Origin of the sequence: Pantoea sp. K16 (assembly GCF_048452805.1) — a bacterium.
Classification (GTDB): domain Bacteria; phylum Pseudomonadota; class Gammaproteobacteria; order Enterobacterales; family Enterobacteriaceae; genus Pantoea; species Pantoea agglomerans.
Genome location: NZ_JBLWNV010000002.1, coordinates 259,216 through 282,421, shown reverse-complemented (window position 1 = coordinate 282,421; position 23,206 = coordinate 259,216). Strand labels below are relative to the sequence as shown.

Genomic DNA, 23,206 nt, shown 5'->3' with positions numbered 1-23,206 from the left:
GCGAGCCGGAAATGTGAAGCCACGGGAATTATTTTTATGGAAAAAACCGCTTTATTACGCTGGTTTTTTCTTGCTCTCACCCTACTTTTCCCTGACGCTGAAAGAAAAAAAGGAGAGCAGGATGGAGATCATCTGGTATCACCCGTCGCAGTCTGCAGCGGCCTGGATTAACGGTTTACAACAGCGGCTGCCCCAGGCGCGGGTGCGTGCCTGGCAGCCAGGCGATAATGGTCCGGCTGATTACGCGCTGGTCCGTTCGCCCCCCACAGAAATGCTACAGGGACGCGCCACCCTGCGCGGCGTCTTTGCGCTGGGGGCAGGCGTGGACGAGATTCTGAAACAGCTGCAGCAGAACCCTGAGATGCTGCCCGACAGCGTGCCACTGTACCGGCTGGAAGATACCGGCATGGCGCGGCAGATGCAGGAGTATGCGGTTCACAGCGTACTGAGCTGGTTCCGTCGTTTTGACGACTACCGTCTCCAGCAGCAGCAACAGTGCTGGCAGCCGCTCCCCGCTTACACGCGTGAAAACTTTACTATCGGCATCCTGGGGGCGGGCGTGCTGGGGCAGAGTGTGGCGGAAAGCCTTAAACCCTGGGGATTCCCGTTACGCGTCTGGAGCCGCTCACCCAAAGAAATTGATGGCGTGACCAGCTTTGCCGGTCGCGATGCATTGCCTGCCTTTCTGCAGGAGACGCGGGTGGTGATCAACCTGCTGCCGAGCACGCACGAGACCATTAATCTTATCGACCACCACTTTTTACAGCAGCTGCCGCACGGCGCTTTCTTCCTCAACATCGCGCGTGGCGCGCAGGTGGTGGAAGAAGATCTGCTGGCCGCGCTCAATAGCGGGCAGCTGAAAGCGGCGGCGCTGGATGTCTTTCAGGTTGAACCGCTGCCGGAAGCGCATCCGCTCTGGTCACATCCGCGCGTCACGATCACGCCCCATAATGCGGCGGTAACCTTGATCGACGAAGCTATCGACTACATCGCCCGCGCCATCACCCAGGACCAGGCAGGCGAGCCGCCGCAGGGCAGGGTGGATCGTCAGCGCGGCTATTAATGAACCGGCCCCGTCAGGGGCAATCAGCAGGAGAAGAGGATGTATCCGGTAGATCTGCATATGCACACCATCGCCAGCACCCATGCTTACAGCACGCTGCACGACTACGTGACTCAGGCGAAGCAAACCGGCATGAAACTGTTTGCCATTACCGATCACGGCCCCGACATGGCCGACGCGCCGCACTACTGGCACTTCATTAATATGCGCGTCTGGCCGCGCGTGATCGACGGCATGGGTATTCTGCGCGGTATCGAAGCCAATATTAAAAATCAGCAGGGTGAAATCGACTGTTCCGGCCCGATGCTCGATGCGCTGGATTTGATCGTCGCCGGTTTTCACGAGCCGGTTTATGCGCCGCGCGACCGGAAACATCACACGGATGCGATGATCGCTGCGATGGCGGGCGGGCTGGTCCATATCATCAGTCATCCAGGCAACCCGAAATTCCCGGTCGATATCACGGCTATCGCCGAGGCAGCCGCGCACTACGATGTGGCGCTGGAGCTGAACAACTCCTCCTTTACCCATTCGCGTCCGGGCAGTGAACCGAACTGTCGGGCTATCGCCGCCGCCGTGCGCGATGCCGGTGGACGTCTGGCATTTGGCTCCGATTCCCACACCGCGTTTACGCTCGGAAATTTTGAACATTGCCTGCGCATCGCCCGCGAGGTGGATTTTCCTGAGGATCGGGTGTTAAATGTCACGCCGCGTCGCCTGCTCGACTTTCTGGAGCTGCGCAGCGGCAAACATATTGCTGAACTGGCTGACTTTTAGCGCCATGCCAGGTAAGCAACACGCTCACCATGATGAAAATCCCCGCTTTTATCTGCGGGGATATAATGACTGAGGCGAGTATTTTACCGTAACGTGTTCTCTTATCAGCCCGGAAAGGGCGTGTGGCAAGACCTGAAGCTTAAAGCTGAGAGAGCACTTAATAACTGAAAAATGGTCTCAATCGTTCGGGTTAGCAATGTCAACGGGGCGGTTCGTCCGGGCGGGTAATGGCGTAAACTTTAAGTTCTACTCTGCTCTTTATTGATCGCGTTAGATCAAAGCGTAGAATTACCACGCCTGGTAACGCGCTTTACTAATTTAATAGTTAACCATGCTAATAGCAAAGCTGAAATTATTATTGCTATGAATAATGCATTCGCTGTTGAAGGGAAAATTTGAAATGGATTTACGATTTCACCGAGCTTCATGTAAGCATCTTCCGAAAGGGTTCTGAAGATGATTTCCGGGATCACTATAAGATAAAATAGAGTAAATACGGTGTATAAAGCCAGCCACTTGATCCTTTTCATAAGCCATTCTCTTTGCATACCTTTCACTTCAGTATACAATCGTTGCATAAGGAATTCTACACAAAGGGATGAGTATGAGCATGTCTTATCTTAAGATTAAACTTCAGGCAGAGCGAACCATTGCGCTTAACTTTGAGAAGGCACTTGCTGAGTTACATCAAACAATGCTTGATACAGGAAGGGGGATTGTGTCTGGCGCTCAACGTGCAAGCGGCTATGGTTCATGCTTTTTTGATGACTACAAGGATGTTTGTAATCAACTTAAGCAGGAAGATTTGCGATACCTGAAGCAACTCAGAATGCTGTTTACCCGGCAGGACGTGGTTTTAGAGATGGTAGAAATATACTTCAGACAAAAACTGAGCCGTATTGGTGATACAGGCATTCAGAACATACAGAGACTGTTAGCTGAAAAAGCGTCTGATTATGCTTCTGGTAAATTCTCTAAACTTGCTATAGCACAGTTAATCGCGCTCGTTATTACACAATCCCGGGATTTCAAACAGTCACATATTAATGTAATTAATGCTACAAGTTCGTATGCCGTAACCGCTTTTAAATTTTATGGTAAGTTTGAGATTGCCACAAAAGCAGCAAGAAAATTACGCTTCGATGATGCGGAGTATTACTTCGACTTATATAATGCTAATTTAGAAATGTTCTATTATTTGATTGAGCCGGAAATGTCTAAAATAATCTATTTGAAAAATTCAGGTTCCACTAGCGAAGAGCAGATTTTAAATCTACTAAACAAGATTTTAATAAAATGAAGGCGATCCTTCGCTGGCTATATGCCTGGGTAAGTCAATCCTTCTTTGGACTTATACCACCAGCGGCCGGTCTGGTCGGGGCCATTTTTTTTGTAAGCGTTTTTCCTACATATGGTCTGCTGTTCGCTTTTCTATGGATCCTTTTAATTATTTATTTTTGTGGAAAATATTTTCGCTATTACTAGTGGAGGTAAGCCCCCGTATGAAAAGTGCTTTTTATTTTATTCTATTTTTTTATGAAAATTTACGAGTTTGATTAGCCTGTTATTGCATATCTTCATTCCGCCTGGCTAATAGTTCATCAGAATCAGAAGTTGCTGGATGATGTATTCTGAAGTTTTCTATGCAAAATTAACCAGTTGCTTTAAGATTTTTTCTGAAGTATGAACTCACTTTCTGGCTGAGATAGCCAGGTGTAAGGGTGGATTACTCAGAGTCCCGGTCATCGCCGTTGTTAAGACCGCCGATGCCGGTGGACGGCTGGCATTTGGCTCCGATTCCCATACGGCGTTTACGCTCGGAAATTTTGAACATTGCCTGCGCATCGCCCGCGAGGTGGATTTTCCTGAGGATCGGGTGTTAAATGTCACGCCGCGTCGCCTGCTCGACTTTCTGGAGCTGCGCAGCGGCAAACATATTGCTGAACTGGCTGACTTTTAATTTACTTGCCTCAAGGAAATCTGACTCATGAATGAGTTTTCCATTCTGTGCCGCGTGATCGGCTCACTGTTTAATCGTCAGCCGCAGGACCCGCTGCTGGTGCCGCTGTTTACGCTGCTGCGTGAAGGCAAACTGCAGTCGCAGTGGCCGCTGGAGCAGGATGAGCTGCTGACCCGTCTGCAACAGAACAGCGATCCCCAGGCGCTGGCCGCCGATTACAACGCGCTGTTTGTTGGCAGCGATTGCAACGTGCCGCCGTACGCCTCACAGTGGCCGGAAGGCAAAACGGAGCCAGAAGTGCGTGCATTCCTGACCTCACGCGGAATGCCGCTGAGCGATGCGCCTGCTGATCATTTTGGTGTGCTGATGCTGGCTGCGTCATGGCTGGAAGATCAGTCAGCGGAAGATGAGAGCGCGGCGCAGATGGCGCTGTTTGAAGAGTATCTGCTGCCGTGGTGCGGTGCTTTCCTGGGTAAAGTGGAAGCGCACGCGACCACGGCCTTTTATCGTACTCTTGCCATGCTGAGCCGCGAAGCGATCCAGGCGATGTACAACGAACTGCTGGATAGCAGCGAAGAGACGCCTGACGCCTGATTCACCACGTCGCCGGGTGCGTACCCGGCGCACAGTGCTGAATCATCTTTCTCAATGGGTTCTGGGGGGGATTCTCTGGATACGGCGTGCTTTTTTTCGGGCACCTGAACCCTCTTAATCGGCTTACAGGATTAACTGCCCGGGTCGGCAGCCATACAGTTTTGCGAGACGTTCACGCGTCTTTTTCTGCGGCTTACTTTCAATACGCTCCAGTTGAGAGATCGCACTTTGCGTGGTCCCCAACTGCTGAGCCACATCATGCTGGCTAAGCCCCCGCCAGATGCGCCAGGCTGCCTGAAGACTCACTTCCTGCTCAATCATAATCCCTGCAACGTCGTGCGGGATCGTCTCATCGTCGTGCTCGTCAGCCTCCACAGGAATAGTTTCCCATTCGCCATCGCTGGCCGAGAGCAGCCTTTCATATTCCGCCACCGGCAAGACCACAAACTGGGGTTTGCCTGCTTCATCATAGATGTACTGTTTTGACATAGTTTATCCGGGTAATTGTGTGTCGCAGCAGAGGTCGTGAGTGCGTAAGGCTATGCCGGTATCCAAAAAGCTTTAGTAAGTGACGGATGTTCTTCTTGCTACCTCTGTAATTTCCAGAATCACCGGTTCGCCCCCGGTTAACGTAAAAAGGACCCGGTAGTTGCCAACCCGCAGCCGGTAGTGATTATCGCTGCCCTGCAATTTTTTAATGTCCAGTGTGACGACCGGGAAACAGACTAACTCACCCACCTTCTGGTAAATGATTTTCTGGTAACGTTTGTCGATCTTCATAAGGTGCTTCAATGCCCGCCTGGACCAGTCTACCCTGACCATTCTGCACCCCGTTTCAATGAACTTCGTCCCTGAGCCATGTGTAAATAATAAGATAGCAATCTAATGCCATCAACATTATTTTTCTAATTATCTAATGTTTCGCTTCACCACGTCGCCGGGTGCGTACCCGGCGCGCAGCCTGGCGTCGCACAGAGCTGTGGGGTGCCGGGCAGCCAGGCGGCCGCTCGCAGCCTCACTCCAAACCCCCACGGCGTTAATTCGTAACAGGGCAGGTTATCCTTAACCTGCGGCGCAATGCCGGAGCCTGTGCGCTGATCGGTGGGATGCTGTTGCAACAGCCACGCGGTGCGCGCCAGCGACAGCCGGACCTGGCTGCCGTGGCCCTCAGTAATGCGTCGCCGTAATCCCTCCAGCACCGCCGCCGCCAGCAGATAGCCGCTGGCATGATCCAGCGCCTGCACCGGCAGCGGAACCGGTTTGTCGCTCTGCTGCCACTGCATGCCTCTTTCAGCAATGCCGCACCCCATCTGCACCAGACTGTCAAAACCCCGGCGATTGCGCCACGGACCCTGCCAGCCCCAGGCATTCAGGCCGGCATCAACCAGACCGGGTGAGAGTGACTGAAGGGTCTCCGCGTCAAACCCGAGCCGTTCCAGCGCATCCGCCCGATAGCCATGCACCAGCACGTCCACTTCACGCAGCAGGTGGATAAACTGCTCGCGATCGGCGGTCTGAGTCAGATCCAGCACCGCTCGTCGCTTGCCGCAACTCATCTCTTCATCCAGCGTCGGCTCCTGCCAGCCGGGCGGATCGATGCGCAGCACGCTGGCTCCCAGGCTGGCAAGAAAACGGGTAGCGACCGGCCCGGCAATAATCCGCGTCAGATCCAGTACTTTGATGCCCAGTAAAGGACGAGCTTCGGCCAGCGGCCACGCCGGCGCCGCTGCCTGTTGTGTGGTCTGCCAGCTAAAGAGCGGTTCGCGCTGCACGGCCAGGCCCTGCGGATGCTGCTGCCAGGCGGCGGCGCTGCGCATCTCTGCGGCACAGCCACCCGCATCAATAACGGCCTGCTCCAGTTCGCTGGCCTGCCACTGTTGCACCTGCTGCGCCAGTGCTGCGCGATCGGCGTGCGCGCCCAGCACCCGCTCCATCGCCAGTCGGTGATGCACGGCGTTGGTGTGCAGACGGATCCAGCCATCCCGGCTGCGATAGTCACCGGCAAACGCATCCCACATCGCGGGTGCCGCGCGATTCAGCGGATGAAAGCTCTGCTGAAACCAGCGTGACGCCAGCCGGACGTTAACGGTGACGGGCGGAGAGAGTTCAGGGCGGGATGTGGCGATAAGCGCAGCAGCAGCCTGCGTTGCCAGACCGATGCTGGTGGCCGCCAGTTCACTGACGGCAAAGGCAGAAGAGAAGGTGGCGCGATCAACGAAGGCGGGGAGAAGCCAGGCGGCGTCGCGACCTCGCAATCCCTGCTGCATCTGCTGCCAGAGAGAGGCGGCAAGCGGTGAGTCCATGTTGTGCTTCCTGAGAGAAGTGATTTCTCAAGCATAGCACGCGGGATTAACGCCGCCGCAGGCGCGGGAAGCGGGCATGCATCCGCAGGCTACGCAGGTTGATTACGGCAATAGCGGTACCAAGGATTACCAGCGACGCACCGATAATCTTGAAGCTGTTAAGGCTGTCGCCCAGCACCACAATGCCCATCAGCACGGATAATACCGGCGTCAGCAGCGAGTAGGGCATGATCAGGTTGACGTTATATTTCTTCAGCAGCATATACCACAGTGTATAGGCGACAATTGACGAGGCGATAGCGCTGTAAAGAATGGCAAACCAGCCGTGCCAGCCCGCATTTTGCAGGGCGTAGAGCTGATGTGATTCCATCAACAGACTGGATGCGCCGACGACAGGAATGGCCAGAAACGCAATCCAGCCGGTCATGGTCAGCGGTTTAATCGGCGGTGACTTTTTCACAATCAGGTTGCTGACAGCCCAGCCGGTGGCGCTGCACAACAACAGACAAAGCACCCACCACGACGGAATCGTCGGGCTGCCGGAGAGCACGACGACGCCGCTCAGCGAGATCATAATGCCCATCAGCTGCACCAGCTTCAGCTTCTCTTTCAGCACCACCATCGCCAGCAGCATGGCAATGGGTGTACCGAGCTGAACCACAATCGCGCCGGTGCCGGCATCGGTATAGCGCAGGCCGACAAACAGCAGCGAGAAGTGCATAAAACCGAACGTGAAAGCCAGCAGCAACAGCCAGGGTAGCTGCTGACGGTTAATCCGGCAAAACGGTACCAGTACGATGGCGACGACCACAAAGCGCATAAACGTCAGGAAAAGTGGTGGAAGCTCCAGCAGGCCCCATTTCACCGCAACGTTGTTGAAGGCCCAGATTGAAACCACCATCAGAATCAGAAAAAAATGCCGCACAGCCACGATAATATCCTTTCGATGTTTTTTGCTTAGCCCGCTAATGATGGCACGAACTGCGGCATTGCAGCCAATCGCAGGGAGAAATTTTCTGCGATTGCGGCGCAGCCTGATGAGACTTTCGGGCGCGTTGCTGGCAGACTGATTTGAAACGACTTCTTAAAGGAACTGATTCGGTATGACCTACACGTCCGCCTTACCCCTTGCGTTAATTCAGCTTGAAGTCCCACCTGCAAACGTTGTCTCAGAGATTGGTGAACAGCCGCGCTGGTTCATCGACGCGTTAAACCTGCAACCCGATGAATACCTGATTGTACGGCCCCATCTGGGCGAGGCGCTACCCGCTTTCGACCAGATTTCCGGGGCGATCCTCAGCGGTTCCTGGGCGATGGTCACCGATCACGCTGACTGGAGCGAACGCAGCGCCGTATGGATTCGCGCAGCGATGGATCACAGCTTGCCGCTGCTGGGGGTCTGCTACGGTCACCAGCTGATGGCCTATGCGCTGGGTGGCGAGGTGGCGGACAATCCCAATGGATGGGAACGCGGGCTGTTACCAATCAACTGCATGCCGGAGGCGCAGCGCGATCCGCTACTAAAGAAATTGCCACAGGACTTCAGCGTCTGGCTGTCACATCGCCAGTCGGTGATCAGCGCGCCACAACAGGCGCAGGTGCTGGCCGCCTCTGCGCGCGATGGCTGTCAGATTGTCCGTTATTCGCCGCAGGCGCTATCGGTGCAGTTTCATCCTGAATTTTCACGGCACATCATGAACGTTTGTATGCCCAGGGGCTGTACAGAAGATGGGGCAAACGAGATGGAGGGGAAAGACTGGGCGCGTGAGTTGCTGGTGGCGTTCTGGCAACAAACGCGCCCTGCAATGGCGCAAGCTCAGGGCGCGTAGTGACGCGTGCAGCGATAGACCCAGGCGGGTGGCACGTTTTTCATCACCCGCTGGCGCTCCCAGGTGAAGTAGCGCGACAGGTCTGGCTGAGTCAGCGAGGTATACTGGAACTGTACAAAGACGCCGTTGGGCCCGAGCGCGTTATACACCGCACGCAGAATCGCCTCCCGCAATTCAGTGGGTAATGAGAGCAGCGGCAGGCCAGAGAAGATCACGTCATATTCTCCGCTCAGGTACTCCGCTGAACAGGTGCGCACCGTCATGCGCGGATCGTTCAGCGCATTAAGCTTATCGGCCAGCGTGCTGCTGATCTCAAAGGCATCCAGCGTGGCATCGGGTGACATCTGCGCCAGTATCTGCCGCGTCAGTACACCGTCGCCCGCGCCGAGTTCGGCAATACGTAACTTTTCAGGCCATTCCACCGACGTAATCATGGTGCGGCACAGCGCCTCTGACGAGGGCGTAATGCTGCCCATCTTGCGCGGGTTGCGGATAAACTGATGCACGAAATTGGCTTTAGCGCGCATCAGGGTAAAAGCTGAAGCCAGCATGCTCATCTCCAGAATGAATTCATCCTCACGTTGACCCCTTTGTGCCGCACAAGTTTCTCTCTGACCAGCCTTTTGGGTAAAAGTCGGAATTATCTAAAGACGAAGCGTAAACACCCATTCCTTCGGGGCGGTCACAGTTTCCGGTTAACAGAACTGACAGGCTCTTGATGATGCTTCATGTTAATAACAAGTTTCATCATTGTTACATCAGTCACCTGTCAGGAGAATGATCATGCGTTATGCCGCCCCCGGAGAACAGGGTTCTCTGATTACCCTACAAAAGAATTATGGCAACTTCATTAATGGTGAATTCGTCGCGCCGGTGAACGGCAACTACTTCACCAATACCTCCCCGGTGAACGGCTCTGCGGCCGGTGAGTTTCCGCGCTCAGACGTTGCCGATGTTGATAACGCTGTGGCTGCTGCGGCAGCGGCGGCGGAAGCCTGGGGCAAGACCTCGCCGCAACAACGCTCGCTGCTGTTACTGAAAATCGCCGATCGGCTGGAACAGAATCTGGAGACGATGGCGGTCTATGAAACCTGGGATAACGGTAAACCGGTTCGCGAAACCCTGGCGGCCGATATGCCGCTGGCCGTCGATCACTTCCGCTATTTTGCCGGTTGTGTCCGGGCGCAGGAGGGCAGTGCCGCCGAGATTGATGAGTTTACCGCCGCCTATCATTTCCATGAGCCGCTGGGCGTGGTAGCGCAGATCATTCCATGGAACTTTCCGCTATTAATGGCGGCGTGGAAACTGGCTCCGGCACTGGGCGCGGGTAACTGTGTGGTGCTGAAACCGGCTGAGCAGACCCCGCTGTCGATCACCGTTTTTGTCGATCTGATTAAAGATCTGCTGCCGCCGGGTGTGCTGAATGTGGTGCATGGGTTCGGCAAAGAGGCGGGTGAAGCGCTCGCCTCCCATTCCGGCATCGCCAAGGTAGCCTTCACCGGCTCTACCGCAACCGGCGGTCATATTCTGGAGCTGGCAGCAAAAAGCCTGATCCCCTCGACCGTCGAGCTGGGCGGTAAATCACCTAACATCTTCTTTGAAGACATCATGCAGGCGGAGGAGAGCTTTATAGAGAAAGCCGCCGAAGGCGTCGTGCTGGGCTTCCTGAATCAGGGCGAGGTCTGTACCTGTCCGTCGCGGGCGCTGGTACAGGAGTCGATCTACGAGCCCTTTATGGCGGCCGTGATGAAGCGAGTAAAAACCATCAAACGTGGCGATCCGCTGGATACCGATACCATGGTAGGCGCGCAGGCGTCGCAGCAGCAGTTTGATAAAATTCTCTCTTATCTTGAGGTTGCCCGACAGGAGGGCGCGGAAGTGCTGGTGGGCGGTGGTGTAGAGAAGCTGGATGACTCACTTAACAGCGGCTACTACATTCAGCCGACACTGCTGAAAGGCAACAACAGCATGCGCGTTTTCCAGGAGGAGATCTTTGGCCCGGTCATTGGCATCACCACCTTTAAAGATGAGGCAGAAGCAATCAGTATCGCCAACGACTCCATCTATGGGTTAGGTGCTGGCGTCTGGACCCGCGATATCAACCGTGCTTATCGGGTGGGCAGGGCGATTAAAGCCGGGCGCGTCTGGACCAACTGTTATCACCTCTATCCGGCGCACGCTGCCTTTGGTGGCTATAAGAAGTCGGGTATCGGGCGTGAGACTCACAAAATGATGCTGGATCACTATCAGCAGACTAAAAACCTGCTGGTCAGCTACAGTATCGAGCCGCTGGGCTTCTTCTAGTTCTGGCCCGCAACCTGCCAGGATAACCCTGCACTCTTCCCTAAGAACCACGCTACGGCGTGGTTTTTTTTGCTCAACATAGCCGGGCATGCTGAGAAGCATCAGAAGCGTGGCGATGGCTGCAATGCCGATAAAGAACAATTAATCAGTCCTTTCTTAAAGCGACGCCGGGCCGTTTTGCGCTTCGCTTATCTCGCTTCACGACCACCTTATCTCAGCCCTTTCTGAATCGTCCCGTAATGAAACAAATTATTGATTTGTAAGCATTATCTCACTGTTTTTTACGCTAAAAACTGCCACGTATTACGGTCACCTCGCCGTTAACCTTCATTCCGGCCTGTTGAATCAGAGCCATTTTTTACATGAGATTTTTTAATGCTGACTACAGGGGTGTCTGTTTTCTGTGTAAGAATACTTCATAGTTGCTCATATTGTTAGGAATAATCCTAAGCGAGTGATTAAAAGTAACACATATTTGCACTAAGTAAATTACTTAAACTTTACTTAAGTAAAATCTTATGAAAGTGGCCCGTTGAAATTTTGTCAATCTTCTGTAAACTCGCAGCTTATGTTTACAAAGGAATTGTGATTTCATACCTACGGGCAGGATATACCTGGCTCGTGCGGTAGCTATGAGCTTATACACATCTTGTAACTTACTGAATGTGATCGTAAAAACAGGAAAATCAGTCTATGCGCTGCGCTTTTTTCTTTTGTCAGCGAATAGCGTCACAAGTGTAAATCTGAGTCAATATGTCCGTTTTTCGGCCAGGGATGGCATAAGTAAAGCTTGGGTTTTGCCTGCCTCATCCAATCTGACGGAAAAAAATAGATCATGTTTATGATCATTTATCGCCAGCTCAGATTTCTCCCTGCGCCCGTCCCGGTCGCCAGAGTTGCTTTTTAATAGTTAACGTTAGTTGATCTGTTAACGTGCCACGCCATGGCACTTTAACGCTATTTGCTTAAGGTTTTTCTTTTAGGCTGGCACTAAGTGGCGCTCTCTCAGCACCACATCCCCGATTTTCATTACTGACAACCGGCCTCTGGCCACTCTCCAGGATATGAATGGAACACAACATGAAAAAAATGGTGAAGCTCCGTATTGCGTTAGGCCTGATGTTTGTTTTTTCTGTCGCGGGTTGTAAAACGCCGCCAAAAATGACGGATGACACGCTGGTCACCAGCACCGTGGATGGCGTGGTGATCAGTCACCGTTATGCGGTTAAACCGCCTGCGCAGTTCAGCCCGGTCAATGAAACCTACCGTGCGCTCTATCCCGCTTCAGTGATGAGCCATCCGAGTTTTGGCGGCAAGGTGGTGGAGACGCTGAAAACCGGCGAAAGCTACACCGTGATTGGTCAGGTAGAGAACAACTGGCTGGCGCTGGGTGAACCCGCTCAGGCGTCAGCAGAACCTGAACCGGGTAAAGCCAGCAGTGCCGTTAAAGAGTCAACGCCCTCCGCAGCACCGCAGGCAACTGTTCAGCTGACCGGCTATGTGCCGTTTCGCGCCGTGGTGAAAAGCGAGCTTTACGATCAGACGATTAAGGCTGACCAGCCGAAGCGCCGGGTGCGCAGCAGCAAGAAGAAAACCTGTGTTGCGGTAAACGGTGACAGCACCGCCTGCCAGAACAGCACTAACGGAACCTGGATTATTAACTAATCGCACTAAGCAGGGAGGGCGGGATGATGACAACAACGCAATGGCGAGGGGCGCTGATAGTGCTGCTGACGTGGCTGATGACCGCGTGCAGCAGTACTCCACAGCCCGTTGCCTGGTACAACCTGGACGTTCAGGCGCAAAACCAGGTTAACGGCGGTGCGCCGCTGAAAGTCCGGGTGGTATTACTGACCTCCGATGCGGAATTTATGTCGGCTGACTTCTACTCCCTGCAAAACCAGTCCGCTACCGCGCTGGGTAATGCGCAACTCAATACGCAACAGTTCTTCCTGACTTCCACTCAGCCCCATAAAACGCTGCGGATTAAGAGTCTGCCCGAGGCGCGCTTCATCGGCATCATGGCGGAATATCAGGCGCTGGATGGCAAGGTCTGGCGACTGTCGCTGCCGGTTCCCGAAGGCGAATCACCCTCATTCTGGGCGTTCTGGAAGCGTGACGATGGTGAGCTGAATGCGCGCATCGTGGCGGGGATTAACGGCCTTCGCGTGGAAAAACAGTGATGTCTATGAACAGAGCCGAAAAGGTGGTCTGGACCGAGGGGATGTTTCTGCGTCCTCACCATTTCCAGCAGTCAGAAAATTATCTTCTCAGCACCCTGCGTGAGTGGGGCCAGTCGCAGCGCGCCTATACCTGGGGTTTTTACGATCTGGAGTTCGATGAAGCGCTGCTGCGCCAGGGGAAACTGGCGCTGAGCGCCGCCAGCGGCTGTCTGCCTGACGGCACGTTTTTTGCCTTCAGCCAGCCACAGCACGGTCCGGCCCCGCTTGATCTGCCTGCCTCCGTTGACCGCAGCAAAGTGGTGCTGGCCATTCCGGCACGCCGCAATGGCCGCGAAGCGGTGGCCTTTCAGGAGTCGCAGGATTCTCTGGCGCGCTATCTCGCCTGGGAAGCGGAAGTGGAAGATGACAATGCCCAGGCCGTGGGCAGCGCCACGGTGCAGTTCGGCAAACTGCGTCTGCGGCTGATGCTGGAACAGGATCTGACCGCCGAGTGGACCGCCATGGGCGTGGCTCAGGTGATTGAAAAACGCAGCGACAACCACATCCGGCTCGACAGTGACTACATCCCGCCGATGCTGACGCTTAACAGCAGCCGTCCGCTGCAAAACATGTTCAACGATCTGCACGGGCTGATCCAGCAACGCAGCCAGCAGTTGAGTCAGCGCGCGCCGGGCACCGGTCGTTTTAACAGCGCGGATATGGTCGATTTTATGCTGCTGGCGCTGCTGAATCGTCAGCTTGGCCTGCACACTCATCTGCAACATCTGCCGCTGCTGCATCCTGAAACGCTCTACAGCCACTGGCTGCAACTGGCGGCGGAGCTCAGTACCTGGACGCCAGCCCGCGCGCCCGATGGCCTGCCGCTCTACGATCATGACGATCTGCACAGCTGTTTTAGCCGCCTGTCACTGCTGCTGCGTCAGGGGCTGTCCCAGGTGATGGAAGAGAGCGCGATTCAGCTGCCGCTGATTCAGCGCTCGCACGGTCTTAACGTCGCGACCGTGCCGGAGAGCAGTATGGTGCATGAGTTTGGCTTTGTGCTGGCGGTGAAAGCCAGCGTGCCAGCCGACACCCTCAAAACCCACTTCCCGGCGCAGATGAAAGTCGCCCCGGTCAGCAAAATTCGCGATCTGGTGCAGTTGCAGTTGCCCGGTCTGGCACTTCGGGCGATGCCCGGCGCGCCGCCGCAGATCCCGTGGCATGCCGGATACAGCTATTTCGAACTGGATAAGAACAGCGAGCTATGGAAAGAGATGGAGCGCTCGGGCGCTTTTGCGCTGCATCTTGCCGGTGAGTTTCCAGGTCTGAACATGGAGTTCTGGGCCATTCGTAGTCAGTCAGAATCATAAACTGAGCACGCAGCATGATGCAGGAACAACAAAAATCACACAGCGATCTTGCGCCGGAGGCCAGCCATCAGAATGTGCTGGTCGCGGCGGCCAATCCCCTGATTAACGCCATTCCTCAGATCCGTCACTCGGTATCACATGAAGACCCGGCGCAGCTGCGTCAGCAGCTGATCGATCAGATTCGGCGCTTCGAGCTGAGCTGCCAGCAGTCAGGCCTGGGCTATGAAGTGATCATCGGCGCGCGATACTGTCTCTGTACCGCGCTGGATGAGGCGGCGGCGCTGACGCCGTGGGGCAGCCGCGGCGTCTGGACCAGCAATGGTCTGCTGGTCACCTTTCACAATGAAACCTGGGGCGGCGAAAAGTTTTTCCAGCTGCTGGCTAAGCTGTCGCAGAACCCCAGGCGCCACATTCTGATGCTGGAGTTGATCTACTTCTGCCTGCTGCTGGGGTTCGAAGGACGCTACCGGGTGCTGGACAACGGTCGCTCGCAGCTTGAGACCATCAAACAGCGCCTGCTGCAGATGATCAAAAGCGTGCGTGGCAATTATGCAGCGGCGCTGTCTCCGCATCCCACCGATCAGCCGGTCCTGCGCAAATTGTGGCGGCCAATGATCCCGCTGTGGGCCTGTGCGGCGGTGGCGGGGCTGGCGGCCTGTCTGTTCTACATCGTGCTCAACTGGCGTCTCGGCGATTACACCTCGCCGGTACTGGCCCGTATCTATCAGACGGCGCTGCCGGAAGTGAAGATCGGCAACCCTGCGCCACCACCACCCGCCACGCTGAATCTGCGCGCTTTCCTGAAACCGGAAATTGATGCCGGGCTGGTAGCGGTGCGTGACGAAGCGGACCGCAGCGTGGTGACGCTGAAAGGGGACGGACTGTTTGCCTCGGCGGCCACCGAAGTACGTGGACGTTACACCGACGTAATCCAGCGCATCGCTGCTGCCATGAACAATGTCAGCGGCCAGATTCAGGTGATTGGCTACAGCGATAACGTGCCGATCCGCAGTGCCCGCTTCGCCTCCAACTTTGAGCTTTCGCTGGCGCGTGCCCGGTCAGTACAGACCCTGTTGCAACAGCAGCTGGCGCAGCCGTCACGGGTGAAAGCGGAAGGGCGCGGTGAAAGCAATCCGCTGGTGCCTAATAACAGCGCAGAAAATCGCGCACGTAATCGTCGTGTTGAAATTACCCTGCTGGTGGCACCGGATGCGACGCATGCCGAACTCAACGGCCTGGCGAGAGGGAACTGATCCATGCTGAATATTCTGTTTGCGGTGCTGACCAGCCGCCTCGCGTGGGGCTTTGTCGGCATTACCGCGCTCTCTTTTATCATCTGGGTGATTGGCCCGGTGTTCTCAATCGTCGATTCGCGCCCGCTTGAGCCGGAGCAGAACCGCATTATCAGTATCGCGCTGCTCTATCTGGTGTGGGGCCTGGGCCAGGCGATTCCGCGGCTCTATAACATCTGGCTCAATCGCAAGCTGATGTCGAGCCTTGAAACGGGCAAAAGCGATGCACCGGAAGCCGATCGTCAGCGCCTGACCAGTGAAGAGCAGGTGCTGGCAGGGCGTTTCTCCGAAGCCACTGACATGCTGAAAAAGGCGCACTTCCAGCGCCACAGCAACAAGGGCACGCCGTTCTGGGCACAGCGCTTTGGCCGTCAGTATCTCTATCAGCTGCCGTGGTACATGATCATTGGCGCGCCCGGTGCCGGTAAAACTACCGCGCTGGTCAACTCGGGCCTGCAGTTTCCGCTGGCAGATAAGTTCGGCAAATCGGCGCTGCGCGGCATTGGCGGCACCCGCAACTGCGACTGGTGGTTCACCAATGACGCGGTGCTGCTCGATACCGCCGGGCGCTACAGCACCCAGGAGAGTCAGCAGGAGCGTGATGCCAGCGAATGGCATCATTTTCTCGACCTGCTGCGTAAATATCGCGGACGTCAGCCGATCAACGGCGTCATCGTCACGCTGAGCGTTTCCGATCTGCTGTCGCAGTCGCCCGAGGCGCTGCGTAATCAGGCGCTGGCCCTGCGTCAGCGCCTGATGGAGTTGCACGATCGCCTCGGCATCCGTTTCCCGGTCTATGTGCTGGTCACCAAAGCGGACTTGCTCAAAGGGTTCCGCAGCTACTTTGCCTCGCTGGATAAAGCGCAGCGTGAACAAATCTGGGGATTTACCTTTCCCTGGGCGAAAGCGTCCGCCGCCGATTTCGAACTTAACAACCAGTTCCAGCAGGAGTACTCCCTGCTGCAACAGCGTCTGGATGCCGGACTGGCCGATCGGCTGCTGACGGAAAGCGACGCGCAGGCGCGGGCAGAGAGCTATCTCTTCCCGCAGGAGTTTGCGGCGCTGCGACCGTTGCTGGCAGACGCGCTGGATACGCTGTTTGCCCGATCCGATTTTGAAACCCAGTTCGCACCGCGCGGTATCTACTTTGCCAGCGGCACCCAGGAGGGACTGCCGTTTGACCGGGTGATGGGCGAGCTGAACCGCGCACTGAATCTGCCGGGGCAGCAGGCTGGCGAGTCAGGAAGCTGGGATAAGGTCGATAAAGAGTCGCCTATCCCGCAGAACAAAGGGCAGAGCTTCTTCCTGAAAGGGGTACTGGAAAATGTGATTTTCCAGGAGTCCGGTCTGGCGGGCAGCAACCGCTGGTGGGAGCTGCGCAACCGCGCCGGGCTCTGGTCGGGCTATCTGGCGCTGCTGCTGATATTGCTGGTGGCCGGAGCGCTGTGGCTCACCAGCTACAGTAAAAACAAAGCCTATCTGCAGGAGATGGCCGCCAAAGCGCCGCAGGTTGAACAACTGGGCGATCAGCTTCAGCAGCAGGTCAATGGCGATCTCTTTGCGCTGGTGCCTTATCTCAACACCCTGTTGCACCTGCCGGAGAGCGCCGACTTCTCACTGGAAGCACCGCCGCTGACGCGCCGCATGGGGCTTTATCGCGGCACCGAGGTCAGCGATGCCACCCGCGCACTCTACGACAAGGCACTGAAACAGCTGCTGTTGCCGCAGGTGGCGCAGAACATCACCCGCTGGCTGCGTAATGACAACGGCAGTGATGCTGACTACAGCTATGAAGCGCTGAAGGCGTATCAGATGCTCTATCAGCCAAAGCACTATGATGGCAAATTCCTGCAGGCGTGGCTGATGCTCAACCTGTCACGCGAACTGCCGCAGAACGTCACTCAGCAGCAGGTGAAACAGCTGGCGTGGCACCTGCAACAGTTGCTGGAGACGCAGATTCACTCGTCGCCGTATGCGAAGGATGAAGCGCTGGTAAAGCGCGAGCAGGCGCTGATTAATCAGATGCCGCTGTCACAGCGCGTCTATGGACGGCTGAAGCGCCTGCTGCAACGCGATGACAGCCTGCAGCCGGTGACGCTGGCGGCGCTGGGTGGTCCCCAGAGCGAGCTGGTGTTTTCCCGCAAAAGCGGTAAATCGGTCAATGACGGTGTGGCGGGTCTCTATACGCCGGATGGCTACTGGCAGCACGTGGATAAGCAGATTGCCCCGGTGACCCAGGCGTTGTATCAGGACGATCTCTGGGTGCTGGGCGGCGCGGCGCCGCAGCAGAAAAGTGAGCAGACGGATCTTGCGGTGCGCCAGCTCTACGTGCAGGACTATATCCGGCAGTGGGAGCAGTTTCTCAGTGACATTCAGCTCAACAGCAGCGCCGATCTCTCTCAACGCATCAACACCGCCCGTTTGCTGTCGGGCAACCATTCGCCGCTGCGCCAGCTGGTGATCAACCTCGGTGGTCTGCTGACGCTGAACCGGGCGCAGCCGGATGAGAAAACCGCGCAGGCAGCAAAGCCGTCGGATAACAGCGCCACCCGCACCCTTGAAGCGCTGTTTACCTCGCCCGAGGCCAGTGCCGCGCGCGGACAGGCCGCCACCCAGGCATCACCGGAGCAGGCCGTCGCGCTTCACTTTGCGCCGGTTCTGGAGCTGGCCCAGCCGCTGCAGCAGGGCAGCAAGGTGCTGGCGGTGGATGACTTCCTGCATCAGATTGACGATCTCTATCGCTACCTCACCGCCGTGCAGGATGCGGCGAACAGCGGGATGCCGCCACCGGCCAGCGATGCCATCAGTCGTCTGCAGGCCAGTGCCGGCCGTCTGCCGGGTTCATTGCAGAACATGGTTTCCAGCATGGCGGTGGGTGCCAGCAGCGACGCACAGCGCCGCGATATGGATAACGTCCGCAAACGCATCACCATGGAAGTGGGCAGTTTCTGCCGCCAGGCGATCGCGGGTCGCTATCCGCTGGTTCGCTCTGCGCGCAGTGAGGTCACACCAGACGATCTGGCGCGGATGTTTGCACCCGGCAGCGGCATGATGGACAGCTTCTTCCGCGACAACCTGGCCAGCAAAGTCGACACCACCAACGCGGCGTGGCGCTTTACGCCGGGCATTGACGGTAAAACCCTGCCGGGAGGCGAAGCCCTGCTGCGGCCCTTCCAGCAGGCGCAGTCAATCCGCGATGCCTTCTTTGCCAATGGTGCGACCACGCCCGGCTTCCGCGTCACGCTGCGCACGGTAAAAATGGATAACGACATCCTTAACCTGACGCTGGATGTGGATGGGCAGATTTTACGCTACAGCCACGGACCGCAGGCGGTACAGATGGTCAGCTGGCCCGGCCCCGGCGGCACCAGCCAGGTGCGGATGCAGCTGGGTCTGACCAACGGCACCACCTCCACGCTGGTCACCAGCGGTCCCTGGGCGCTCAATCGCTTCTTTGACCGCGCCCGGCTGACAGCGGCAGGCGGCCTGACCCGCGAAGCGAGTTTCAGCGTGGACGGTCATATGGTCACGCTGTCGTTCACCCCTGGCAGCATTCGTAACCCGTTCCAGCTTCCCGGCTTTAGCTGCCCCTGAAACAGGACCCGACAATGACTCATTACGCTGCACCCTGCTGGTACGGCAAAGTGCCCAGCGCGGGTGACTTTGTGAAGCGCCGCTTCCCGGACGTGCTCTATCGCCAATGGTCCAGCTGGTTTCAGGTGGGCCTGCATCACTGGCAGAGCAGTCAGGAGAGTGATAACGCCCCGTCGCGCCCGTTCCTTAACGCGCCGGTCTGGAATTTTGTGGTGCCGCCGATGCTGGGCAGCCAGCTGATTCAGATGGGCTGCCTGATTGCCGCGCGTGACAGCGTGGGCCGTAACTACCCACTCTGCGCACTGCGCCACTTCACGCCCGCCGAGTGGTCGCCAGCCCTGCTGGCGCGCTCCGGCGAGTGGTATCAGCAGGTGGGCAATACGCTGCTGCGGGTGGTGCAGGGCGGCGGGTCACCGGAACAGCTGGATCAGGCGCTGATCAGCATTCCTCAGCCGCAGCCGCCGCAGGAGTCGGACGAGACGTCAGACATTCTCAACGTCATCGGGCATGGCGATACCCCTTCGACACTGAACTGGACACTGCCGGGCGAGAACTTCGACCCGCAGTTCTACACCAGTTTCTGGTGGACCAATCAAAGCGACGGTTTCCCGCTTTATACCCAGGTTCACAGCGGTAATTTTACCGCCCAGCTCTTTTCATTGCTGTTTGATCCGGCCGGTGGGGCAAAGCCGGGACGAAACGGACTTTATCCCCCGATGTTTGAATCCTGAGGCGACACGCATGACGATGAATACAGAGGCTCTGCTGGCTCCGGTCAGCGAGGACAATCCCGGCGGCGATAACCTGGAGTACCACGCTGATTTTCAGGCGATGGAGCAGGCCAGCGCCGGTAAAGCGGAGCAGCAGTTTGGCAATACTATCATTCCGGCAGAACCGGCCGACTGGAACAGAGTCGAGAAGCTGGCGATAGCGCTGCTGGCGCGCAGCAAAGATTTGCGGGTAATGCTGGCGCTGACCCACGCCTGGACCGAACTGAAAGGGCTGCCGGGCTATGCCCAGGGCCTGAAGCTGATTGAACAGGCGTTGTTGCTCTACTGGGAGCCGCTGTGGCCCCGGCTGGAGGAGTTCGGCGAGCAGGATCCCTTCTACCGCATTAATGCGCTGGCGTTGCTGGGTGACAAAACTGATCTGAGCGGCGCGGTGCGTCAGTGCTGGCTGCTGCGCTATCCCTCTGACGGCATCACGCTGCGCGATGCGGCCGCCCTGTGCGACGGCAGTAAAACCGAAGTCGCGGACTATCCTGGCGGCCTGCCGCGTCTGATCGACGAACTGGCGCGCGGCGACCAGCCTGGTATTGAGGCGGTGCTGCAGATTCATGAGCGGCTGCAGACCATCTGCGAAACCGTGACCGAACGGCTGGGCGAAGCCGCGGTGCCGGAACTCACACAGCTGCGCAGACAGATTGCGTTGATCGCTGAACGTTGCCAGGCCACCGATCTGAATGCGCTGATCCCCACAGCCGCCGTGGAACAGCCCGCAGAAACCACGGCATCGCCTGCACCGGCCAGCCCGCGCGCTGCCGCTGACTGGCGCACGGTGCAGATCAGTTCCCGCGCCGACGCGCAGCTGATGCTGGAGAAAGTGAAGCTCTACTTCACCCAGCATGAGCCGAGTCATCCGGCCCCACTGATGATCGACCGTGTACAGCGCTTAATCGAGCGCGACTTTCTGGAGATCATCCGCGAACTGGCACCCGACGGCGTACATCAGCTGGAAACCATTTTCGGACGTCGCGATTAAGCAGGCGTGACGCACACACACTCAGCGGGACCTGCGCGCCTGCTGTGACACTTTATCCGCGCATCATGTATGGAGAAAACCATGGCAACAAGCAAATCCAGTGGGCAGAAGTTCATTGCCCGCAATCGCGCGCCTCGCGTTCAGATTGAATATGACGTGGAAATTTATGGCGCGGAACGCAAAATCCAGCTCCCGTTTGTAATGGGCGTGCTGGCGGATCTGGTGGGTAAACCGCTGGAGCCGCAGCCAGGCATTGATGACCGTAAATTCATGGAAATCGACATCGACAACTTCGATGAGCGCATGAAAGCACTGAAGCCGCGCGCCGCGTTCCAGGTAGACAATACCCTGAATGGCGAAGGCAAGCTGAACATCGATCTGACCTTTGACAGCATGGATGACTTTTCGCCGGACGCAGTGGCCCGCAACGTGGAGCCGCTGAGCAAGCTGCTGGAAGCGCGTACCCAACTGGCGAACCTGCTGACCTATATGGATGGCAAAAACGGTGCGGAAGAGCTGATTGGTAAGGTGCTGCAGGATCCTACGCTGTTGCAGGCCCTGACCCATCTGCCAAAGCAGGATGAGGCCACTGAAGGTAAGGAGCCGCAGGCATGACGCAGACTTCACAACAACCGCAGTCGCAGGGCGCAGCCAGTTTCAGTCAGGATGAGTTCAGCGCGCTGCTGAATAAAGAGTTCCGGCCAAAAAGCGATCAGGCGCGTGCCGCGGTCGAAAGCGCGGTGAAAACCCTGGCGCAGCAGGCGCTGGAGAACACCGTTACCGTCTCCAGCGATGCCTATCGCACCATTCAGGCGCTGATCGCGGAGATCGACGAAAAACTGTCGCAGCAGGTGAACCAGATTATTCACCATCCGGAGTTTCAGTCGCTGGAAAGCGCCTGGCGCGGCCTGAGCTATCTGGTGAACAACACTGAAACTGACGAGATGCTCAAAATCCGCTTTATGAGCATCTCCAAGCAGGAGCTGGGTCGCACTCTGAAGCGTTACAAGGGTGCCGGCTGGGATCAGAGTCCGTTGTTCAAGAAGATTTATGAGCAGGAGTATGGTCAGTTCGGCGGCGAGCCGTTTGGCTGCCTGGTGGGCGACTACTACTTCGACCACAGCCCGCAGGATGTTGAGCTGCTGGGTGAGATGGCGCGTATCGGCTCAGCCGCGCACTGTCCGTTTATCACCGGCACCGCGCCCGAAGTGATGCAGATGGAGTCCTGGCAGGAGCTGGCGAATCCACGCGATCTCACCAAAATCTTCCAGAACACTGAGTATGCTGCCTGGCGCAGCCTGCGTGAATCGGAAGATGCACGCTATCTGGGCCTGGTGATGCCGCGCTTCCTGGCGCGTCTGCCTTACGGCATCCGTACCAACCCGGTCGACAGCTTTGACTTTGAAGAGCAGACCGATGGTTCCGATCATGGCAACTATACGTGGAGCAATGCGGCTTACGCGATGGCCGCCAACATCAACCGCTCCTTCAAAGAGTATGGCTGGTGCACCGCAATCCGCGGCGTGGAGTCGGGTGGGGCAGTGGAAAATCTGCCGTGCCACACCTTCCCGAGCGATGACGGCGGCGTGGATATGAAGTGCCCGACCGAAATCGCCATCAGCGATCGTCGTGAAGCCGAACTGGCGAAAAATGGCTTTATGCCGCTGGTACATCGCAAAAACTCTGACTTCGCTGCCTTTATTGGTGCGCAGTCACTGCAGAAGCCGATGGAATATCACGACGCTGATGCCACCGCCAATGCCCGTCTGGCCGCGCGTCTTCCTTACCTGTTCGCCTGCTGCCGTTTCGCGCACTACCTGAAGTGCATCGTGCGCGACAAGATCGGCTCTTTCCGGGAGCGTGATGAAATGGAACGCTGGCTGAACGACTGGGTGATGAACTATGTCGATGGCGATCCTGCTAACTCCTCGCAGGAGACCAAGTCACGCAAGCCGCTGGCGGCTGCCGAGGTGAATGTGGAAGAGCAGGAGGATAATCCTGGCTATTACTCCGCGAAATTCTTCCTGCGTCCGCACTACCAGCTGGAAGGGCTGACGGTTTCTCTACGTCTGGTCTCTAAGCTGCCGTCGCTGAAAAATGATAATGCGTAAGGGCTGAAAGGGAGGCGTGATGCCGGGGATGACCTGGCATCATTCATCCTCTGAATTACAGGTTTATCAGGCGCGAAAGGGTTTTG

The 23,206-nt window shown here is 56.8% G+C and carries 20 protein-coding genes and 1 pseudogene; 16 read left to right on the top strand and 5 right to left on the bottom strand.

What is annotated here, in order from left to right; all coding sequences use genetic code 11:
* The first annotated feature begins 121 nt into the window (after nt 1-121).
* The 5 genes and pseudogenes from ghrA to ACK13D_RS03965 all read left to right on the top strand — a co-directional run bounded on the left by ghrA (nt 122) and on the right by ACK13D_RS03965 (nt 4,394).
* Nucleotides 122-1,063 (top strand): glyoxylate/hydroxypyruvate reductase GhrA, encoded by a 942-nt coding sequence (ghrA, locus tag ACK13D_RS03985; protein WP_010669887.1) that lies wholly within the window; start codon nt 122-124, stop codon nt 1,061-1,063.
* A 39-nt stretch (nt 1,064-1,102) separates the two neighbouring features.
* Nucleotides 1,103-1,840: a phosphatase gene (locus ACK13D_RS03980; RefSeq protein ID WP_418795756.1), complete on the top strand. Its 738-nt coding sequence runs from the start codon at nt 1,103-1,105 to the stop codon at nt 1,838-1,840.
* A gap of 604 nt (nt 1,841-2,444) precedes the next feature.
* Nucleotides 2,445-3,140 (top strand): hypothetical protein, encoded by a 696-nt coding sequence (locus tag ACK13D_RS03975; protein ID WP_418795755.1) that lies wholly within the window; start codon nt 2,445-2,447, stop codon nt 3,138-3,140.
* Nucleotides 3,141-3,605: 465 nt separating this feature from the next.
* Nucleotides 3,606-3,800: pseudogene (locus ACK13D_RS03970) on the top strand (phosphatase); the annotation flags it as partial.
* A gap of 27 nt (nt 3,801-3,827) precedes the next feature.
* Nucleotides 3,828-4,394: a TorD/DmsD family molecular chaperone gene (locus ACK13D_RS03965; RefSeq protein WP_010246159.1), complete on the top strand. Its 567-nt coding sequence runs from the start codon at nt 3,828-3,830 to the stop codon at nt 4,392-4,394.
* A gap of 123 nt (nt 4,395-4,517) precedes the next feature.
* Here the strand turns inward: ACK13D_RS03965 and ACK13D_RS03960 are convergent, their stop codons facing one another.
* From ACK13D_RS03960 to ACK13D_RS03945, 4 genes are all read right to left on the bottom strand, one after another.
* Nucleotides 4,518-4,883, bottom strand: coding sequence for a helix-turn-helix domain-containing protein (locus tag ACK13D_RS03960; protein ID WP_010246157.1), 366 nt, complete (start codon nt 4,881-4,883; stop codon nt 4,518-4,520).
* A gap of 72 nt (nt 4,884-4,955) precedes the next feature.
* Entirely contained in the window at nt 4,956-5,216 is a 261-nt protein-coding gene (locus ACK13D_RS03955) for a type II toxin-antitoxin system RelE family toxin (RefSeq protein WP_010246155.1), read from the bottom strand.
* A gap of 104 nt (nt 5,217-5,320) precedes the next feature.
* Nucleotides 5,321-6,697: a CoA transferase gene (locus tag ACK13D_RS03950; protein WP_418795752.1), complete on the bottom strand. Its 1,377-nt coding sequence runs from the start codon at nt 6,695-6,697 to the stop codon at nt 5,321-5,323.
* 46 nt (nt 6,698-6,743) lie between these two features.
* Nucleotides 6,744-7,628 (bottom strand): DMT family transporter, encoded by an 885-nt coding sequence (locus ACK13D_RS03945; protein ID WP_010669895.1) that lies wholly within the window; start codon nt 7,626-7,628, stop codon nt 6,744-6,746.
* Nucleotides 7,629-7,800: 172 nt separating this feature from the next.
* Here ACK13D_RS03945 and ACK13D_RS03940 point away from each other — a divergent pair, with 172 nt between their 5' ends.
* Nucleotides 7,801-8,526 carry a glutamine amidotransferase gene (locus ACK13D_RS03940; protein ID WP_346454439.1) on the top strand — a complete coding sequence of 242 codons (726 nt, stop codon included), beginning with the start codon at nt 7,801-7,803 and terminating at the stop codon, nt 8,524-8,526.
* Here the strand turns inward: ACK13D_RS03940 and ACK13D_RS03935 are convergent.
* Nucleotides 8,514-9,077, bottom strand: coding sequence for a class I SAM-dependent methyltransferase (locus ACK13D_RS03935; protein WP_033766984.1), 564 nt, complete (start codon nt 9,075-9,077; stop codon nt 8,514-8,516). The genes ACK13D_RS03940 and ACK13D_RS03935 overlap by 13 nt on opposite strands.
* A gap of 232 nt (nt 9,078-9,309) precedes the next feature.
* Between ACK13D_RS03935 and exaC the strand changes: the two genes are divergently transcribed.
* The 10 genes from exaC to tssC all read left to right on the top strand — a co-directional run bounded on the left by exaC (nt 9,310) and on the right by tssC (nt 23,120).
* On the top strand, nt 9,310-10,830 hold the full coding sequence (exaC, locus tag ACK13D_RS03930) for an acetaldehyde dehydrogenase ExaC (RefSeq protein ID WP_346454437.1): 1,521 nt from the start codon (nt 9,310-9,312) through the stop codon (nt 10,828-10,830).
* Between the two features lie 1,068 nt (nt 10,831-11,898).
* Nucleotides 11,899-12,495, top strand: coding sequence for a hypothetical protein (locus tag ACK13D_RS03925; RefSeq protein ID WP_010246138.1), 597 nt, complete (start codon nt 11,899-11,901; stop codon nt 12,493-12,495).
* 23 nt (nt 12,496-12,518) lie between these two features.
* Nucleotides 12,519-13,013 (top strand): type VI secretion system lipoprotein TssJ, encoded by a 495-nt coding sequence (gene tssJ, locus ACK13D_RS03920; protein WP_033779377.1) that lies wholly within the window; start codon nt 12,519-12,521, stop codon nt 13,011-13,013.
* Nucleotides 13,014-13,018: 5 nt separating this feature from the next.
* A complete protein-coding gene (gene tssK / locus ACK13D_RS03915) occupies nt 13,019-14,362 on the top strand; it encodes a type VI secretion system baseplate subunit TssK (protein ID WP_010246132.1) in 1,344 nt (447 codons plus the stop codon).
* Nucleotides 14,363-14,376: 14 nt separating this feature from the next.
* On the top strand, nt 14,377-15,615 hold the full coding sequence (locus ACK13D_RS03910; protein ID WP_010246128.1) for a DotU family type VI secretion system protein: 1,239 nt from the start codon (nt 14,377-14,379) through the stop codon (nt 15,613-15,615).
* A gap of 3 nt (nt 15,616-15,618) precedes the next feature.
* A complete protein-coding gene (gene tssM / locus ACK13D_RS03905; RefSeq protein WP_418795750.1) occupies nt 15,619-19,248 on the top strand; it encodes a type VI secretion system membrane subunit TssM in 3,630 nt (1,209 codons plus the stop codon).
* A 14-nt stretch (nt 19,249-19,262) separates the two neighbouring features.
* Entirely contained in the window at nt 19,263-19,979 is a 717-nt protein-coding gene (gene tagF, locus ACK13D_RS03900; protein ID WP_010246121.1) for a type VI secretion system-associated protein TagF, read from the top strand.
* A 16-nt stretch (nt 19,980-19,995) separates the two neighbouring features.
* A complete protein-coding gene (gene tssA, locus ACK13D_RS03895) occupies nt 19,996-21,009 on the top strand; it encodes a type VI secretion system protein TssA (protein ID WP_010246117.1) in 1,014 nt (337 codons plus the stop codon).
* Between the two features lie 81 nt (nt 21,010-21,090).
* The gene (gene tssB / locus ACK13D_RS03890) at nt 21,091-21,624 is read left to right on the top strand and encodes a type VI secretion system contractile sheath small subunit (protein ID WP_010246114.1); all 534 of its coding nucleotides are present in this window, start codon (nt 21,091-21,093) and stop codon (nt 21,622-21,624) included.
* A complete protein-coding gene (gene tssC, locus ACK13D_RS03885; protein ID WP_010246111.1) occupies nt 21,621-23,120 on the top strand; it encodes a type VI secretion system contractile sheath large subunit in 1,500 nt (499 codons plus the stop codon). Before tssB ends, tssC begins: the two co-directional genes overlap by 4 nt.
* Nucleotides 23,121-23,206 lie beyond the last annotated feature (86 nt).